The sequence below is a fragment of the Acinetobacter sp. MYb191 genome (assembly GCF_037572605.1).
Taxonomy (GTDB): Bacteria; Pseudomonadota; Gammaproteobacteria; order Pseudomonadales; family Moraxellaceae; genus Acinetobacter; species Acinetobacter johnsonii.
In genome coordinates, this window is record NZ_JBBGZP010000010.1 from 19842 (window position 1) to 38216 (window position 18375).

Here is an 18375-nt window from a genome sequence, read left to right on the forward strand (position 1 = left end):
GCTGCTTTGTACAAGATGAAGCGTAGATTAAAGTCCCATAATCCGCAGAATATTGTTGCTGTCTGCGTCGACCAAGATGTAGTCATTATTAATTTTGTACCACTGTTGATTTCGGTTTGGCTTTGGAAGATTATGGTCTTTATATTCGACTTTATAGCCGTTACCACGGTAATGCTGTGGCATGACATAACCTTGTTGCCATTTATGCTGTTGTAAACGTTTGACACCGCGCTCTTCGCGCATACGTCGACGATCTTGCTGATCGTCATCATCTGAATCGCGAAAGTCACGTCCGCGTGGCTCATTGCCATAGCGTGGATGATCGTGGTCAAACTGAGGGGCAGCAGTACTGAGACTGCTTGCCATCAAAGCACTGAAAGAGATTGCCAATACTGTCAAAATCTTTTTCATGTTGAATCCTCATTAAGGTAATTTCATTCTTTCCTATAATGTACGAAAAAAATGCAGAGAAACTGTGAAGATGAATTGGGTATTTATTAACAAATGCAGAGATATTAAGAAGATTATGCCCAATTCTAAGCCTGAATTAAATCATCAATTGCGCCAAAGTCCAAAGCAAACAGTTTGTATCTTCTGATTTTTGACTCATTTTGGCGACACAGATCCCCCTTTGTCAAAGAATGTATAGTGCATTATTTAATTCCATTGCTGCGCCAGATGTTGCAATGAACGGATTGAATGAACCACTGCTTCAGCTTGGCTGGCATCTTCCAAAGCACCAATCAGGCTTTCGGGGAGTTGTAAATGATGGATATCACGAATGGTGTCATGTTTACGTTGTAAATCAGCCATGCTGCATCCTTATTTTCAATTCTTGATCAATCAGAATGATAAATAGGAAATCTTAAGCTGAAAAACCGAATATTTTTATTAAAGTAATTTAAAAATACGATTTAAAATATCGAGCTAGCCAAGCTGAGTTTTCAACTTGGCTGATTCGGCTTAATAGGCGTAGTTGAGGTCGGTATAATCACTCAATGACTTCTGCACATGCGTTTGAATAAATTCACGGACATCGGCTGCGGTCATCGGTTCACCATTTTTACTGATGGCATGCTCAATGTCGGGCTGCCCTTCAATTTTGATGCGATAAACAAAACTTTTCTTGGCTTTGTATTGTTCATCATTCTTGGCAATGACCGTGACGTAGTGATAGCTATGTTCAAAGTTCAAGTCGGTATGGGCAAAAACAAACTGGTCGAAAAGTTTCAGGGTGGCGCCATTTTCCAGCGCTTGAAGTTCCTCTACAATACTGGCTTCAAACTTCATCCCATATTTTTCTGAAATCGGCTGTTGGTCAATCAACAGGCTAACCATACCATCTTCAGTGGGTTGTACAGTGATGTTGCTCAAGTCCGTCATGGCATATGCTTCAAAAATGGAGTTGGACATCAGTATCCGCAAAAATTGAAAAAAGACAACCTTTTCTGAACTTGAGATTATGTTTCAGATGACTAAGCCTCTGTTTGATTGTATAAAAAAAGGAAGCCGAAGCTTCCTTTTGAGTGAATGATTTTAGTCTTGTGCATCAATACTTTGACCATTCATATGTAAACTATCATCGCCCATCAGGTACAGATAGGCAGGCATGATATTTTCAGGTGTTGGTAGTGTTTTTGGATCTTCATCGGGATAGGCTTTGGCACGCATTGCAGTGCGCGTAGCCCCTGGATTGATACAGTTAAAGCGGATATTCGGTGAGGTATTTTCTTTGGCAAATAGTTGGCTGACCGCTTCAATCGCGATCTTAGACACGGAATATGCGCCCCAACGTTCACGCGTTTCACGTCCGACACCTGAGCTGGCAAAAACCACGGAGGCATGCTCAGATTTTTTCAGGAGCGGCATTAACTCTTGAGTCATAACGAATGGCGCACGCAAGTTGACGGCCATGACATCATCCCAGACATCGACAGGATAATTTTCCAGTTCGGTGCGCTCACCCAAAATGCCCGCATTATGCAAAATGCCATCTAGGCGCCCAAATTGGCGTTCTAAGGTGTCGACCAGTAATTCATAATCACGAGGAGAGGCGCTCGACAGCTGCAAGGGTAAAATTGCAGGTTGCGGCGCACCTAAGCCTTCAATTTCATCATAAATGACTTCGAGCTTATTTAAGGTACGCCCATGCAGCACTACAGTTGCGCCGTGTAGGGCATAACTTAATGCAGCAGCACGACCAATACCATCGCCCGCACCTGTAATTAAGATGATGCGATCCTTGAGCAGATCGGGGCGAGGTTGATATTCTGAATATTTCATCATTACCTCCTCGTTATTTTGATTTTTTAATTGTGATCAAGTCAGTGAATTGGACGGTATAGTTTGACTCACAAGAGACTGAATAACATCGTCCAATTCAGCCACAGTCTTCACTATACAATCTGCTTGCCACGCTGTTAAGTCATCTTTGTGCGCGAATGGTAAATAACCATAAGCCGCCAAAATGGTATACATCTGCGCGTTACGACCCGCATCGATATCACGTGGATGATCGCCGACATAGATACAGTCTTTAGGCGCAATCGCGATGTGCTTGGCAGCCAAATACATCGGTTCAGGATCAGGCTTGGTCTGCGAGACATCCTCTGGGCAGACCAAAACCGCACAGCGCTCTGTCAAATTCAGCGCGTCTAATAATGCTTCACTGAGCCAACGCGGTTTATTGGTGACGATGCCCCAAGGAATCTCTTGGCTTTCAAGTTTTTCAATAAGCGGATACATGCCCGAAAACAGGTCAGTATCTACTGCGATATCGGCACCGTAGGTGTCTAAAAAACGCTGACGATGTGCCAGAAAAATCGGGTCTTCGACGGTAAGCTCTGGATAAACCAATTTCACCATCGCCCGTGCACCTTCAGAGACTTGGCTACGGATCAGGTCTGCATCGACCACAGCGACGCCTTTTTCACGGCACATGTCTTGGATAATGCGAACAAAGTCGGCGGCAGTGTCGATCAGTGTGCCATCAAGGTCGAATAAGACGGCTTTCATGCAGCACCTTCTTTGACGGTATAGACCATGTAATTGACATCGACATTCGGCGCTAACCAATAGCGTTTGGTCAAGGGGTTGTAATGTAAACCCGTCATGTCTTTCAGTTTGAGCCCTGCGCCGCGAATATCATGTGCCAGTTCTGATGGCTTAATGAATTTTTGATAATCGTGGGTCCCTTTGGCTAACATGCGCAGTACATATTCAGCACCAATAATGGCAAACAGGTAGGCTTTGGGATTACGGTTAATGGTAGAGAAGAATACATGACCGCCTGGTTTCACCAGTTTATGGCAGGCTTCAATGATTGAGGCTGGATTGGGTACGTGTTCCAACATTTCCATACAAGTCACAATATCGTATTGTCCCGCTTGTTCTTCTGCGAGCTGCTCAACTGGAATTTGGCGATATTCGATATGCTCAACACCTTCTTGTTCTGCATGTAAACGTGCCACATTTAGAGGGGCTTCGCCCATATCAATACCGAGCACATTTGCACCACGACGTGCCATACTTTCAGCTAAAATTCCGCCACCACAGCCGACATCAAGGACTTTTTTCCCACTGAGTCCACCTGCATGTTCATCAATCCAGTTTAAGCGCAGTGGGTTGATCATATGTAAAGGGCGGAACTCCGAGTGCTGATCCCACCATATGGCAGCAAATGCTTCAAATTTGGCAATTTCTTGTGGATCAACATTCAGTTGCGACATCGTCGGCACCTCAATTTAAGTCATGATATTTAAAACGTTCAATAGGGCTTAGTGTAGCGTTTATTCTAGAAAAAGCGATAAAAGCCTGAAAAAAGTTCACAGAATGAAAACGAATTTGGCATATTTGATTTATAGTATTTGCATAAACTTATCATAATGATTTTGAGGACAATAAGTTCAATGAAAAAACTCCTTTTGAGTGGATTAGCAACCGCTGTTTTCGCTATTTCTGGTAGCGCATTGGCTGCAAATTTTGTGGCAGGTCAGGACTATATCGTCGTACCAACACCTGTACAGGTGGAAGTGCCAGGAAAAATTGAAGTCCGCGAATTCTTTTGGTATGGCTGCGGTCACTGTTTTAAACTTGAACCGCATATGCAGACTTGGTTGAAAAAACTACCGAAAGATGTGCGTTTTGTGCGTACGCCAGCAGCCATGAATCCAGTGTGGGAACAAGCGGCGCGAGCTTATTATGTGTCTGAGGCTTTAGGTGTACGTAAAAAGACCCACCTGACGTTATTTCATGCCATTCATGATCAAAATCAACCGATTCTAGAGCAACCTGCTTTAGCCAAGTTCTATACTCAGTTTGGTATTCCAGAAGCGAAATTTAACAGTACTTATAAATCATTTGCGATCACTTCAAAAATTGCACAAGCACAAGACTTAGCTAAGCGTTATCAACTCAGTGGCGTACCTGCGGTGACGGTCAATGGTAAATATATTGTGCAAGGCGAAGATGGCAAAGTTACTCAAGTCGTGGATTACTTGATTGAAAAAGAACGTGCTGCAAAATAAGCTGAATCTGTTTTAAGTCGTTAACCCATAAAAAAGCCTGCTGATGCAGGCTTTTTTATGGGTTAACGATGTTTATTGCGCGGCTGATGCGGGCTGCAATAAATCCTCATAACGTAGCTCAATTTTTCTTAAGGTTTTTAAGCGCCAAAGTTGGTGACGAGCTTCGGCTTCATAGCCATTAAAGGCCAAGAGTTTGGCAAATTTGGTCAAATCATAGGGAATCGGGTAGTTCAGCACCATTTCCTCATAGTCACGAATTTGCTCAGGGCTGACTTTGCTGTATGGATTTAACTGAATCCATTCAATGCGGCGGTTAAACTCAGATAGCAGTAAAATGTGATCTTGATTGGTGAACTTTTCAGGGGTGTGTTCATAACGAGAAGCTTGATTCAGCTTTGGTACCATCAACTCATAGTCACGAATAATCAGTGCGACCAAGACCACACAGACAGTAAATGTGATCGGCATGGCAAAGCTCGGTAAAGTCCACGTTTTCACTTTTTGCTGAGATTGAATAATGCCTAGAATCAATCCGAGTGGCAGCAAGAAATAAGCGTAGAACAATGGAAATTCGAGCATACCGTGAATCAGTAAAGCGCCGACCATCAGAAGTCCAATCACAGATTCGAGCGATGTCGCATGCTTTTGCAGTTGATAGCCCCAATAGCTGAGATAGGCAAAAAATGGAATCGCAATCACTAATCCATTCCACACAATAAAGTCGAGAATGAAGTTGTGTGCACTTTTCACCCAAACGGGGCCTTGGAACTGATCACTGATTAGGGTGTAAGCCACACTGGTTTGATGCCAGCCATAGCCAAACCAAGGTCGCTCAGCAATGGCATGGAGCATCTGTTGCCAAATGGCAAGACGCGACATATCGCCCGTTGCTCGCGCAACCGCATCACGGGTTTGGGTCACTTCGACATTAGACAGCTGAGCCAACAGGTGATTGAGCTGTGGAATAAACGCAGTAAATGCAATGAACAACGCAAACCATGCGAGGGCACTATACCACTTCAGTTGAACCACACCTTTGTACTGTTGATAGAGCAAATACAGTAGTACACAAATGCTTGCGACCCATGATGTGCGGGACTGGCTCAGTGCCACTGCAAATAACATCAATGCAGCACTGACGCACAGCAGAATCGAGTTGAATTTTTTCTTTTCAAATAGATACAGTGTGCCGAGTAAGGATAGAATCAGAAAGCTCGCCATATTGTTCGGCTGAGCAAAGTTGGCATAAGGACGATTGCTTTGTAAAGTGGTCATGCCGGGAATGTACTGTTCAATATTGAGCCATTGGCAAGTGGCGATGAGCGCTGTTACCAGACCGACAGACCAAAATATAGTACACAGACCACTAAATAATTGCTCACGTTCTAATGGTTTTTGGCTCAGGTTAAAACCTAAAACCATACTCAACCAGAATGCAAAGATATATAAGCAACACATCAGTGCTTTACTGAAAAAGAACAGCTCGCCAAAACCGTACTGAATGAAGGGTACGAGGCTCAACAGCAATAGCGGTAGACTCACTTTCGGGAGCAAGAGTTTTTCTTTTAAAAATAGGGCAGAGAGTGCAAATAAAGATAAAAATGCAAACAATTCACCTGTATAGGTGACCCAAGGTCGATAATGAATGGGCAATAGCCATGCCAAGGCAATACAGACACTCGCCGCTAAAAAAAGAAAAAAACGCATAGGAGCTACAGATGAAAAAACTGGCTCTATGATAGTGAAAAAGCATCCAAATTTGAGCAAAGCACATTAAAAATTTTGTAATACAGCAAGAATTACGTCTGCGAGCGTCTTAATGTAAGGTCGGGTTGGCGTGTTTAGTTTGAGCAGATGGTCGTTGCCAATTGGATATTCCGCGGAACATGAGTTGAATCTGCACGATGGTTTGCAGTTTAAATGCAGCCTGCTGCTGTTGGAGTTTATCGAGAGCTACATCTCGACTCAAACCAATCCAGCGCATGGCCCAGTTAAAGGAGGCATCCATTAAAATATTGGCCAAAACTTTGAGGTCTTCGCTGTCATGAATATGTTGCATGCTTTCAATACGGGTTAATTCATGGGCGAAGTCATCGATTAAAAAGGCAATTTCTCGCTCAACGGCTGCACGGATCAAGGCTGACCCACCCCAGCGTTCTCCAATCAAGAAAATCCACTGTTCAGGATGTTGCTCTACAGCATGAAAAAATAAGTCTAGACTATGCTCAATCGTGGCATGTGGACCATAAACATAGCTTTGTCCCAATTGGGTTAACATACTTTTGATGTGGAGCGCCGCTTGGTCGACCAGTTCAAGTCCGAGCTCATCCAAATCATTAAAGTGGCGATAAAACGCGGTCGGTACTAAACCCACTTGGCGAGTGACTTCACGGAGACTAATGCGAGCAAAGGAACGTCCAGAGGTGCTGAGTTGTAATGCAGCATTCAGCAAAGCTTGGCGGCTTTGTTGTTTACGTTCTTCTCGAATCGACATAGATGATTGCCTCAGCCTCTTTTAAGCTTCAGTTTAACAAAGAATATGGATGGGTAGGGAAACAGGCGATCAATTACAAATGCAATGCAGTCAGACAAATGCTTTAGGTCTGCTTCTGCTATACTATGCGCCAACCTATTTAGTCAGATGAAGGGCGTATTATGCGTATCGACCAACGAACATTAGATCAATTACGTGATGTCACCATTACTCGTAACTACACACGTTATGCGGAAGGTTCGGTATTGGTTGAGTTTGGTCATACCAAAGTTCTTTGTACTGCAAGTATTGATAACTCAGTACCACGCTTTTTAAAAGGCAAGGGTCAGGGCTGGGTAACCGCTGAATATGGCATGTTGCCACGTTCGACGCATACCCGTAGTGACCGTGAGGCTGCGCGTGGTAAGCAAAGTGGTCGTACTCAAGAAATCCAACGTTTGATTGGTCGTAGTCTGCGTGCCATGGTGGATTTAAAAAAACTCGGTGAAAACACCATTACCATCGACTGTGATGTGATTCAGGCAGATGGCGGTACACGTACTGCTGCGATCACTGGTGCTGCGGTGGCTCTCATTGATGCGATGAATACGTTGCTTGAGAAAAAGAAAATTAAGCAAGATCCATTAAAAGGCTTAGTGGCTGCAATTTCAGTCGGTATTTTCCAAGACGAAGTGCTTTTAGACTTGTGCTATGAAGAAGACTCAAACTGCCAAACGGATTTAAACGTGGTGATGACCCAAGCTGGCGAATTTATTGAAATTCAAGGCACGGCAGAAGATAAACCATTTACCCGTGTACAGTGCAATGCCATGTTAGAAATGGCGGAAAAGGGCATTCAAGAATTGGTGAAAAAACAGCAGCAAGCACTGGGCTGGTAAGTTTTAACGCAATAAAAAAACGCACTCTAGAGTGCGTTTTTTTATTGTGTGTCGCTTGAATGCAAACTATTGAAATTAAGTATTAAAACGCATAGAAAGGTCGACTGCTTTGACATCTTTGGTCAATACACCCATCTAAATATAATCCACGCCTGTGGTTGCGACTTCGCGTAAGTTGGCAATGGTGATATTCCCTGACGCTTCCAATTTACACCGTCCTGCAACATGCTTGACCGCATCAATCATTTGTTGCTGGCTAAAGTTATCTAACATCACGATATCGGCTTGGGCTTCCAATGCTTGGTCTAATTCAGCCCAAGTTTCAACTTCGACTTCGACAGGTTTGTCTGGGGCAATTTGATGCGCTTTGGCAATGGCTTGGGCGATGCCACCTGCTGCCATGATATGATTTTCTTTGATTAAAAAAGCATCGAATAGACCTAAACGATGATTTTGACCACCGCCGACTGCGACAGCATATTTCTGGGCAATACGCAGACCCGGTAGGGTTTTACGGGTGTCGAGCAATTTGGTGTTTAAGCCATCTAGCTGTTTGACATATTCCGCAGTTTTGCTGGCCACAGCAGATAGCGTTTGTACAAAGTTGAGTGCAGGGCGTTCAACCGTAAGTAAGCTGCGTGCTGAACCCGCCAGTTTAAAAATGGTTTCATTGGCACGAACCAGATCGCCATCATTTTTTAGCCACGTGATTTGTACACTTGGATCAAAAGCTGCAATTAATGCATTGACCCAAGGTTGACCTGCAAGAATCATGTCTTCACGGCTAATAATGGTCGCAGTCGCTTGTTCATCTTCAGGTGTTAAAAGCGCCGTAATGTCACCATCACCGATGTCTTCTTGTAATGCCTGTTGAATATTCAGTTGAATAGATTGTTCAAGCAGTTGCTGCGATATGCTCATCCGATTGTCCGTATCTTTATAGAAGCCATGAAAATTGCGCAATATATTAGCATTTTTCCTGAAAAAGGCGTGAAAATTTCAAAATCAAACGCTGAGCAATTTGAGAAATGACGGGGAAAGATTTAGCATGAGAGACATTAAAAAAGATTGCCCAAAGGGCGCAATGGGTTTGAGGAATAAAAATATGCAGGTCATTCCGTCGTTTCAAGTGCAAGCAGGGCAACTGCTGGGAGCGAGACAAATTCCATCGCCTAATTTTAACGCACGTCCTGTGGATACTGAGATTCAACTGATTGTCATCCATAATATCAGTTTGCCTCCCTCACAGTTTGGTGGCAGCTATATTGAACAATTTTTTCAAAATCAATTGGATTGGTCAGTACATCCATATTTTCAAACCATTCAAGGCATGCAAGTCTCAGCGCATTTACTGATTTTAAGAAGTGGAGAAATCTTACAATTTGTCAATTTTAACGACCGTGCATGGCATGCGGGACGCTCAAGCTATCTGGCTAAAAAGGAGTGCAATGATTATTCGATTGGCATTGAGCTGGAGGGCAGTGATGACTTGCCTTTTGAAGATGCCCAATACGAAACATTGGTACGTGTGACGGCCTGCTTACAACAGACCTATCCTCAAATTCAACAGCATTTGGCAGGACATTCCGATATTGCGCCAGGACGTAAGACCGATCCAGGTACATTTTTTGATTGGTTAGACTATCGAAATCGTTTGCAGCAGTTAAAAAGTCAATGAATTGAGAGTCGACAACAACATTAAACAATCAAATATTCGCTGAAGTTTCATTACAATAGCGGCAAATGAAAAACTAGGTGGATACGATGGCGCTGTGGCGGTCAACCGTAATTGTAAGTGCAATGACCATGCTTTCTCGGGTCTTGGGTTTGGTACGAGACATTGTCTTACTGAATGTCTTTGGTGCGGGGAAAGATTTCGATACCTTTGTGGTGGCCTTTCGTATACCGAACTTCTTCCGTCGGCTATTTGCTGAGGGAGCATTCTCACAGGCGTTTATTCCAGTACTGACCGAATATAAAACTGGGCGTACCCATGCGGAAGTTCAAATTCTGATTAGCCGAGTCTTTGGTTGTTTGATGACCGTTATGACGGCTTTAACCTTCCTCGCTATGGTCGCCGCTCCAGCGGTGCTTTACATCTATGCACCAGGCTTCCATGCCGATCCAGAGAAGTTCGACCTCGCGGTTTCAATGTTCCGCCTTACCATTCCTTATTTATTGTTTATGTCGTTGACGGCATTTGCCAGCAGTATTTTAAACAGTTATGGTTCCTTTGCTTCGCCCGCCTTTTCACCGGTATTACTGAATGTTGCGATGATTGCGGGGGCATGGTGGCTGACGCCGTATATGGCAGAACCGATTATGGCACTCGGTTGGGCGGTGATTGCTGCGGGTGTATTGCAACTGGCGATCCAAATTCCTGAACTTTGGCATAAAAAGTTACTGATTCCGCCGAAAGTTGATTTTAAACATGAAGGGGTGGATCGCATCATGAAATTGATGCTGCCTGCGCTATTTGGTGTTTCTGTCACGCAAATCAACTTACTCCTGAACACCATTTGGGCTTCGTTTATGCAAGACGGTTCAGTGTCATGGTTGTACAGTGCGGAACGTATGACTGAGTTACCTTTGGGCTTGATTGGGGTAGCGATTGGCACGGTGATCTTACCCGCATTGTCGACCCGTCATGCAGAGCAAGATATGTCGAAGTTTCGTGGCATGATGGATTGGGCTGCGAAGGTGATTGTTTTGGTGGGGGTGCCAGCGAGTATCGCGCTGTTTATGTTATCGACCCCCATTATTCAGGCCCTGTTCCAACGCGGTCAATTCACCCTTGAAGATACGCAAATGACGGCTTTGGCGCTGCAATGTATGAGTGCTGGGGTGATTTCATTTATGTTGATTAAGGTCTTTGCACCTGGGTTTTATGCGCAGCAAGACACCAAAACGCCAGTCCGTGTCGGTTTAATGGCCGTTGCCGCAAATGCGATTTTAAACGTGGTGTTTATTGGCTTCTTTAAATTGATTGACTGGCAGGCAGAGCATATGGCTTTGGCTTTAGCTTCTTCGGGCTCTGCTCTGGTGAATGCGGGGATGTTGTATTTCTATCTACACAAGCGCGATATTTTCCGTTTTGGCGCACACTGGAAAAAACTGTTTATCCAGTTTGGTATTTCTAACGCAGTGATGATTGTGGCTTTGTGGTATGCATTGACTTGGTATAATGGTGACGTGTCACAGTGGATTCGCGTTGCCGAAGTGATCGGGCTGTGCGTGGTCGGCGTTGTGGCTTATGCGGTTGGTTTGCTCTTTACCGGGTTTAGACCACGTCACCTCAAACATGAGGCATAAAACAAAGCAGTACTTTATTTTATATTGCAAGCAAAGCGCGTAGCTTAACAAAGCATGGCTTGATTGAAGAATATATTGAAATTAATAAAAAGCCTGATCACGAAGATCAGGCTTTTTATTTTGTATATAGCATTACCTTTGCATTGCTACCTTATTTTGGCAACACTTCAATCAGTTCCACATCAAAAATCAAGGTGCTATTCGGTTCAATCACATCGCCTGAACCAATTTGGCCATAGCCCAGTTTAGCGGGAATAAAGAAGCGATATTTTGCGCCTTCTTTCATTAGCTGTAAGCCTTCAGTCCAACCTTGAATCACTTGGCTGACTTGAAACTCCGCAGGCTGCTGACGTGCAATCGAGCTGTCAAAAACAGTTTGATCAATCAAACGTCCTTCATAATGGACTTTGACTTTGCTGTTGGCCTTAGGTGACTTGCCTTGGCCTTGTTGTAAAACCATATACTGCAAGCCTGAAGCCGTAGTTTTTACATCTGCTTTTTTCGCATTTTCAGCTAAAAAGGCTGCACCAATTTTGGCATTTTTATCAGCCAGTTGCTTAACTTCTAATAACTGTTTTGCCTCGGCTTGGCGTTTATATTGGGTGAGTACACGCGCCATTTCTTCATCGCTTAATGATGCAGCTTGGCCTTTAGAGGCTTCACGTAACCCTTGCACAAAAGCATCGAGATCTAAATCTTGAATTGACTCGGCATTGCTACGACCCATGAGATAGCCAAAGCTATAACCGACTTGTTGGTTGATGCTGCTTTTATTATTAATCGGTGCAGCAAAAACAGGTGTAGAAAGTAACAAGCCACAGAGTAATGTTGTTTGAATTTTCATATTGTATTCTCAATAAAAATAGGAGAGCAAAAGCTCTCCTTTGATTGACTTGTCTTATTTTACTTTGATCAGTTCAACATCAAAAATAAGCGTGCTGTTGGCTGGGATCATGCCGGGTACACCTTGTGGGCCGTAACCTAAGTTCGAAGGGATGTAAAGTGTCGCTTTCCCACCTTCTTTCATGAGTTGTAGACCTTCGGTCCAACCTGGAATTACTTGGTTTAATGGGAACTCAATTGGCTCGCCACGTTCAAGTGAACTATCGAAGACTTTACCATCGACCAGTTGGCCTTTGTAATGCACGGTCACGACAGAGCTGGCAGTGGGTTGCTTGCCTGTACCTTCTTGTGTAATTTTGTACTGTAAACCCGATGCCGTGGTTTTCACCCCAGGTTTTTTCGCATTTTCGGTTAAGAAGCTGTCGCTGGTTGTTTGTGCTTGCTTCGCATCATTAGCCTGTTTTTGCTGCATTTCTTGTTGGAACTGCTCATAGGCTTGTTTTAATTCTTCTTCGCTATAGGCGGGTTGGCTACGGGCATGACCAGCACGGACACCGGTTACAAAACTGTTAATATCGAGTTCTGGTGGAGTTTGATGAGCAACCTCATAACCCAATGCATAGCTAATTTTTTCTACGGCAGATGCATTTTTTGAAACTTGGGCTTCGGCTGAAGCTGGGTGTTGAGATGCATAATAAACGGGAATAAGTGCAGCACCGCCTAGAATAACAGCTACAGCAATGGGTAAGGCTTTACTCATGTGAAATTTTTCCTAATTCTATTACATTCAAAAAGTTTTTTAGCATCTTAGCAGACTTCATGAATGACGTGTTTTGTACCACCAGTACATTTTCAAATTAATATATGCCGAAGTCCTTAAAAAAACTATAAGGATTTGAATATATAAACGTTTGTCATACAAAATAAAAAGCCAGAAATCAAGTTCTGGCTTTTTATCGGTTAGAGGATGTATTTAGTCTGATTCTTTATTGGTTTTATAGGCATAAGCATAATTATAGCCATAACCAGAACCTGCTGAACGTTGAATATCGTTCAGGATAAAGCCATTGACTTTCACGCCTGCTTGTTCGAAGCGATTGAGGGTCAATTCAAGCTCTTTCATCTGCGTTTTCGCATAACGGGCAATCACTAAGTTAACCCCTGTGTATTGAGCAATAATGATGCCATCCGTCACTGCTAAGACTGGTGGAGTATCGATAATGACATGATCAAATTTCTCTGACATTTGTTCTAATAGATTTTTGAACTGGTTAGAGCTTAATAGTTCAGAAGGATTCGCAGGACTTTTCCCGCGAGAAATTACACTTAAGCCTGGTACTTCAGTATGACGAATGACTGTTTCTAAACTTTGTTGACCATTGAGTAACTCTGTTAAGCCAGGTTGTGTGTCGAGATTAAAATACTTGTGTAAATAACCGCGACGTAAGTCTGCGTCTATGATTAATACGCGCTTGTCACTTTGTGCCAAAATTGTGGCTAAATTCGTTGAAATAAAAGACTTTCCAACTTCAGGTGCTGGACCTGAAATCGTAATCAGATTATTCCGGGCAGAGCTTAGAGCGAAATGGATGGCTGTACGCATGCTTCTTAAGCTTTCAATAGCAATATCATCACTATTTTTAACAGCCAAAATAGGAATATTCTTTTTCTTCTTCAAAATATTAATACGGCTTTCTTGTACAGGTGAACGAGGAACCGTTGCATACACGGGCAGATCCAACTCATTTTCAATTTGAGTGGAGTCTTTGATCCCTGAACGCATCATATTACGTAATAATGCCAAGAGTGTACCTAGGAAACCACCTAAGAAAATAGATAGAATTAAAATCTGTAATTTCTTCGGTGCAATTGGCTCAATCGGTTCCACAGCTGTATCGACAATACGAACATTTCCAATCTCGCCCGCTTTTGCAATTCGTAGCTGTTGATAAGAGTTAAGCAGGGCAGTATATAATTGCTGTTTGACTTCAACTTCACGGTAAAGCTGTAAATAACGACGTTGTAAATCTGGCAGTTCTTTTAATGTCGCATTTAATTCCCCGATTTTTTTATTAATAGCTCCTAGTTGCGCATTCATTTGCTGCATGACTGGATGTTCAGAAGTATATTTGGCACCAGCTTCAGCCACTTGTTGTTCAAGTTGTGCTTTTTGTGTCTCTAAGGTTACGCTTTGGGTTAAAAATAACTCAGATTCTTTGGTGACATCTACGGTGTTGTATTGTTGGCGAAATTTATTGAATTCACGCTCTGCTACATCAAGTTGTTGTTTCAGCTCTGGTAGTTGTTCGTCTAAGAATTTAAGTGTTTGCGCTGTTTCAGCTGAACGACGTTCAATGTTTTGTTGGCTATAAGAAACCAGAATAGCATTGAGTACTTGGGTAATATGAGTTTTGTCTGTACCTTGATAATTGAGCCCAAGAATACCTGTTAACTTTCCTTTTTCTGCGACTGAATAATTTGCCAAGATACTATTGACTGCAGCAGGTAGAGATTGTTTTTGAATGAGATAAACATCATTCAGCTGGTCTTGTGTATAAATAGAAATATTCCACAAGCCATCGGCAGTTCGTAGAGTATTAGCTTGGTTCGTTTTGCCTGTTAAAATGACCTGTTCAGTTTGTGTATTCGTTAAACTAAACTGACCATCTTTAAAGCGAAGTTCAAGGTTTTTATCACGGAAGTTTGATGGAACATTAAACTGACGGATGTCAAAAGCTTTTTCATCATCTTTAAACACCACCGATTTCGGCTGGTATTGCGTTTGATAATGGTGTGGAGACAATAGACGATCAGTAAATGAATTTTCCGTACCTGAAATTTTAAGATCTAAGTTCAGATGTTGAATGACATTGCCTAAAACTAAACGCGATTTTAAAATTTCGATTTCTGCTTGAGCAGGTTGTTTTTGCTCAACCATGCTAGAGAGATCACCTAATAGCGCTGCGGATGCGCCTTTATTTTCTTCTACTTGTACCAAGGCGTCCACCGAATAGGTATCCGGAGTTGCTCTTAAGTATAGTAGGGCGCAAATTAGACTCAAAAGGATACACAGCGCAATTAACTTCCATTGTGCGATCAATGAGAAAAATAATTCTTTTAAATCAATAGTATCTTCTGTATTTGTAGTTTGGCTCATAATCGTACATCAAAGTTAAATATGTTTAGTCCAATCTGCTACACAGGCTTGTATAAGCAGGGAAGTTTCATCAAAAAAAGCTTGATCATGTTGATAGGGGTCAGGAATATTTTTTCCTTGCCAATGACCTAAGCGAAATGTTTTTCCTTTGGCAAATGGCCATGTTTGCTCAATATGCTTCTGTTGATTTTGGCTCATGACTAAAATCAGATCTGCTTGCTTAATCAGTTCAGCATTAAGTTTCCTTGCAATATGCGGGCTCATGTCAACCCCTATACGTTGCATGCAAAGCTTTGCTTTGTCATCAGCCGCATATCCAATCATCCCAGAAATGCCTGCAGAGTGAATTGTGAGCTGTGGATGGTTTTGTTTGAGTAGGTACTCCGCCATAGGGCTACGACAGATATTACCTACGCACACTACCAAAATATTTTTGAACTGCATTATTGCCCCACACGGTCAATATTATAAATCACGTTTGAGAACGGAATGACTTGGTTGATGACACGTTGCCAGCGCGTTAACCCTGAGGCATCGATATACACAATATCATTGCTTTGCATTTGAAATTTATTAGCCAGTCCAAAATCACCAATACTGGTTAAATCTAAGTGATAGACATCAGTGATCCCTACATCACGATGGCTACGAACCACATAAATTTTGCTTCGACTGCCTGAAAGTGGATTCAAACCGAGGCTTTCCCCAATGACATCACTTAAGCTAATACCCTGATCTCGCATCGGGATCGGCTTGTTTTGTCCAGATTCACCCATAACATAAATTTTCTGATTTTCTTTTGAGTTTACATAAAGAGTATCGTTAGGTTGAATCAATAAATTGTGTAGTGAATACCCAGCTTTTTCAAGAGAAATACTATTGAGATTATAAGTTCTACCTTGGCGGACAAGTGTAATAGAGGTGTTATCACCTAATTGGGTATTAACACCGCCAGCTAAACCTAATGCAGTATAAACACTTGTAGGTTGGTCAGTTAAAGTAAACTGTCCACCTTTCATGACACTGCCTTGTACAGAGTAACGTTGTCCTTGGTAAGATAGAACGCGAGCAATGACGTCGGGAGTTTTTAAATAACGTGAAAGTTGGCTACGTAATTCTTGGTTCACTTGTGTTAAAGACTTTCCTGCGGCTTTGTAGCGGCCAATAATAGGAAATTGGATATAACCACTTTGATCAATTTGATAACCGTTAGATTTGATAGCTTCTTCATTGCTGATAGTATTTGTTGGAGGTGTAATCTCAGGATAAGCCCATAAATAAATTGAAAGAATATCTCCAGCACTGAGCTTGTAATTTTTTTGAGGAATACTGAACAAATGAGAAAAATATTCTTGATTGTATTGGGCAGGTTGGACCGCCGGTAATGATGTTTGGGTGAGTTTCACAACATTGACTTGTGTGCCTAATTCTGTTTGATACATACCTTCATCAGGTAAATCATAAGTTTGTAGCCCAGATGTCAGAGCGCATCCAGTAGATGTCATGATAAAGGACAATAGAATTATAGATTTAAAATGTCGCACAAAAATTCCTATTTTAGATTTTTTAAAATCATTTCAATTAAACAGCATTTTACCGAACTTAGCTTTTGGGTATATAGCAAATTGTAATCAATTTTTATAGTAAGAATTTTTTGTTGATCGCTATGGATACAAATGTTGTGAATTTTACTGTATTGAGCAAAATAGCAAGGTCTATCTAGTCTCCAAGTATAATCAAACAGGACAGCACTAAGGATTTGGTAAAAAATCATAACAGAAAGTTCATGTTTTTCTGATAGTATTTCTGCCGATTGATTCATGTTCATAACAGAAATAAATTAAGGCGTTAAAATGCTACAACTCTCTGATCTAAAAATAGCAGTGATTGGTTTAGGCTATGTTGGTTTGCCGTTGGCAGTCGAATTTGGTAAAAAAGTACCAGTTGTTGGGTTTGATATTCATACAACACGGATTGAAGAATTAAAAATTGGTCAAGACCATACTTTGGAAGTTTCACCAGAAGAACTAAGTCAAGCAACAAACTTAACTTATAGCGCAAATTTAGAAGACTTAAAAAGTTGTAACTTTTTTATTGTGACTGTCCCGACCCCTGTTGATGAGGTGAATCGTCCAGATTTGACGCCTTTAAAGAAAGCGAGCGAAACATTAGGCAAGGTCATTAAAAAAGGCGATATTGTTGTCTATGAATCAACCGTTTATCCTGGTGCTACAGAAGAAGTATGTATTCCTGTGCTTGAGAAAATATCAGGCCTAAAATTCAATCAGGATTTCTTTGCTGGTTATAGTCCTGAGCGTATTAATCCGGGTGATAAAGTAAATACCTTAACCAAGATTAAGAAAATTACCAGTGGCAGCACGCCTGAAGTTGCAGATAAAGTAGACGCAGTCTATGCCAGCATTATTACTGCGGGTACCCATAAAGCTTCAAGTATCAAAGTTGCAGAAGCAGCTAAGGTAATTGAGAATACACAGCGTGACTTAAATATTGCTTTGGTGAATGAACTCTCAGTGATTTTTGATCGTATAGGTATTGATACCATTGACGTACTTGAGGCCGCTGGCAGTAAGTGGAATTTCCTACCATTCCGCCCTGGTTTGGTTGGTGGGCATTGTATTGGTGTCGATCCTTACTACCTAACCCATAAAGCAGAAGAGGTGGGTTATCACCCACAAGTGATTTTGGCGGGTCGCCGCATCAATGACAATATGGCCCGCTATGTAGCACGTAACACCATCAAACGTATGCTGCAAAATGGTATTGATGTCCCTCGTGCAAAAGTAGGTGTACTCGGCGTTACCTTTAAAGAAAACTGTCCAGATATCCGTAATAGTAAGGTTGCGGACTTAATTAAAGAGTTTGAGGCTTGGGGGGCGCAAGTGGTCGTTGCAGATCCGTGGGCAGATGCTGAAGAAGTGAAACACGAATATGGTATTGAATTGGGGCAGGTCAATGCTGAGTACCCAGTCGATGCACTGGTGATTGCTGTTGGGCATAATGAATTCCGTAGCTTGTCTGCAGTCGAGTTAAAAAGCTATGTGCGTAGTAATAAGCCAGTTCTTGCAGATGTCAAAGGTTTATTCGACCGTACAACTCTGGCTGAACAAGGTTTTACAGTATTCCGTCTCTAATTTAAAAATTGAA

The 18375-nt window shown here is 42.2% G+C and carries 19 protein-coding genes; 5 read left to right on the top strand and 14 right to left on the bottom strand.

The features are described 5' to 3' along the window. Window positions 1–27: 27 nt before the first annotated feature. From WH214_RS05505 to ubiG, 6 genes are all read right to left on the bottom strand, one after another. Entirely contained in the window at window positions 28–411 is a 384-nt protein-coding gene (locus WH214_RS05505) for an RcnB family protein (protein WP_004983820.1), read from the bottom strand. Between the two features lie 246 nt (window positions 412–657). After that, entirely contained in the window at window positions 658–813 is a 156-nt protein-coding gene (locus tag WH214_RS05510) for a hypothetical protein (protein WP_279679069.1), read from the bottom strand. A 150-nt stretch (window positions 814–963) separates the two neighbouring features. Continuing rightward, window positions 964–1383, bottom strand: a complete 420-nt coding sequence (locus tag WH214_RS05515) for a hypothetical protein (RefSeq protein WP_287166126.1) — start codon at window positions 1381–1383, stop codon at window positions 964–966. A gap of 153 nt (window positions 1384–1536) precedes the next feature. Next, window positions 1537–2283, bottom strand: a complete 747-nt coding sequence (locus WH214_RS05520) for a YciK family oxidoreductase (protein WP_005401600.1) — start codon at window positions 2281–2283, stop codon at window positions 1537–1539. Between the two features lie 36 nt (window positions 2284–2319). Next, entirely contained in the window at window positions 2320–3015 is a 696-nt protein-coding gene (locus tag WH214_RS05525; protein WP_339421926.1) for an HAD family hydrolase, read from the bottom strand. Beyond that, window positions 3012–3728, bottom strand: coding sequence for a bifunctional 2-polyprenyl-6-hydroxyphenol methylase/3-demethylubiquinol 3-O-methyltransferase UbiG (ubiG, locus tag WH214_RS05530; protein WP_159151682.1), 717 nt, complete (start codon window positions 3726–3728; stop codon window positions 3012–3014). Before ubiG ends, WH214_RS05525 begins: the two co-directional genes overlap by 4 nt. Window positions 3729–3908: 180 nt before the next feature. On the opposite strand from ubiG, the gene WH214_RS05535 reads away from it, so the two are divergent. Next, window positions 3909–4526 carry a thiol:disulfide interchange protein DsbA/DsbL gene (locus tag WH214_RS05535; RefSeq protein ID WP_270428592.1) on the top strand — a complete coding sequence of 206 codons (618 nt, stop codon included), beginning with the start codon at window positions 3909–3911 and terminating at the stop codon, window positions 4524–4526. Window positions 4527–4598: 72 nt separating this feature from the next. On the opposite strand, the gene WH214_RS05540 is transcribed toward WH214_RS05535, so the two are convergent. Then, complete coding sequence (locus WH214_RS05540) at window positions 4599–6233, bottom strand: O-antigen ligase family protein (protein ID WP_339421925.1); 1635 nt, start codon at window positions 6231–6233, stop codon at window positions 4599–4601. 109 nt (window positions 6234–6342) lie between these two features. Beyond that, on the bottom strand, window positions 6343–7020 hold the full coding sequence (locus WH214_RS05545) for a TetR family transcriptional regulator (protein WP_004684197.1): 678 nt from the start codon (window positions 7018–7020) through the stop codon (window positions 6343–6345). 161 nt (window positions 7021–7181) lie between these two features. Here WH214_RS05545 and rph point away from each other — a divergent pair, with 161 nt between their 5' ends. After that, window positions 7182–7898: a ribonuclease PH gene (gene rph, locus WH214_RS05550; RefSeq protein ID WP_004684198.1), complete on the top strand. Its 717-nt coding sequence runs from the start codon at window positions 7182–7184 to the stop codon at window positions 7896–7898. 135 nt (window positions 7899–8033) lie between these two features. Here rph and nadC read toward each other — a convergent pair whose 3' ends face one another. Further along, a complete protein-coding gene (gene nadC / locus WH214_RS05555; protein ID WP_339993006.1) occupies window positions 8034–8819 on the bottom strand; it encodes a carboxylating nicotinate-nucleotide diphosphorylase in 786 nt (261 codons plus the stop codon). A gap of 184 nt (window positions 8820–9003) precedes the next feature. On the opposite strand from nadC, the gene ampD reads away from it, so the two are divergent. Together ampD and murJ are read left to right on the top strand one after the other, a co-directional pair. Next, window positions 9004–9576, top strand: a complete 573-nt coding sequence (gene ampD / locus WH214_RS05560) for a 1,6-anhydro-N-acetylmuramyl-L-alanine amidase AmpD (RefSeq protein WP_339422961.1) — start codon at window positions 9004–9006, stop codon at window positions 9574–9576. Window positions 9577–9653: 77 nt separating this feature from the next. Then, entirely contained in the window at window positions 9654–11210 is a 1557-nt protein-coding gene (gene murJ, locus WH214_RS05565; protein WP_178904559.1) for a murein biosynthesis integral membrane protein MurJ, read from the top strand. A 151-nt stretch (window positions 11211–11361) separates the two neighbouring features. On the opposite strand, the gene WH214_RS05570 is transcribed toward murJ, so the two are convergent. The 5 genes from WH214_RS05570 to WH214_RS05590 all read right to left on the bottom strand — a co-directional run bounded on the left by WH214_RS05570 (window position 11362) and on the right by WH214_RS05590 (window position 16754). Further along, the gene (locus WH214_RS05570) at window positions 11362–12054 is read right to left on the bottom strand and encodes an FKBP-type peptidyl-prolyl cis-trans isomerase (RefSeq protein WP_234963247.1); all 693 of its coding nucleotides are present in this window, start codon (window positions 12052–12054) and stop codon (window positions 11362–11364) included. Window positions 12055–12108: 54 nt separating this feature from the next. Beyond that, entirely contained in the window at window positions 12109–12813 is a 705-nt protein-coding gene (locus tag WH214_RS05575; protein WP_339421923.1) for an FKBP-type peptidyl-prolyl cis-trans isomerase, read from the bottom strand. A gap of 213 nt (window positions 12814–13026) precedes the next feature. After that, complete coding sequence (locus WH214_RS05580; RefSeq protein WP_339421922.1) at window positions 13027–15210, bottom strand: polysaccharide biosynthesis tyrosine autokinase; 2184 nt, start codon at window positions 15208–15210, stop codon at window positions 13027–13029. Window positions 15211–15225: 15 nt separating this feature from the next. After that, window positions 15226–15654 carry a low molecular weight protein-tyrosine-phosphatase gene (locus WH214_RS05585; RefSeq protein ID WP_131229764.1) on the bottom strand — a complete coding sequence of 143 codons (429 nt, stop codon included), beginning with the start codon at window positions 15652–15654 and terminating at the stop codon, window positions 15226–15228. Beyond that, the gene (locus tag WH214_RS05590) at window positions 15654–16754 is read right to left on the bottom strand and encodes a polysaccharide biosynthesis/export family protein (RefSeq protein ID WP_339421921.1); all 1101 of its coding nucleotides are present in this window, start codon (window positions 16752–16754) and stop codon (window positions 15654–15656) included. The genes WH214_RS05585 and WH214_RS05590 overlap by 1 nt, the downstream gene beginning before the upstream one ends. Before the next feature lie 309 nt (window positions 16755–17063). On the opposite strand from WH214_RS05590, the gene WH214_RS05595 reads away from it, so the two are divergent. Beyond that, the gene (locus WH214_RS05595; RefSeq protein WP_339421920.1) at window positions 17064–18362 is read left to right on the top strand and encodes a nucleotide sugar dehydrogenase; all 1299 of its coding nucleotides are present in this window, start codon (window positions 17064–17066) and stop codon (window positions 18360–18362) included. The last annotated feature ends 13 nt before the right edge of the window (window positions 18363–18375 follow it).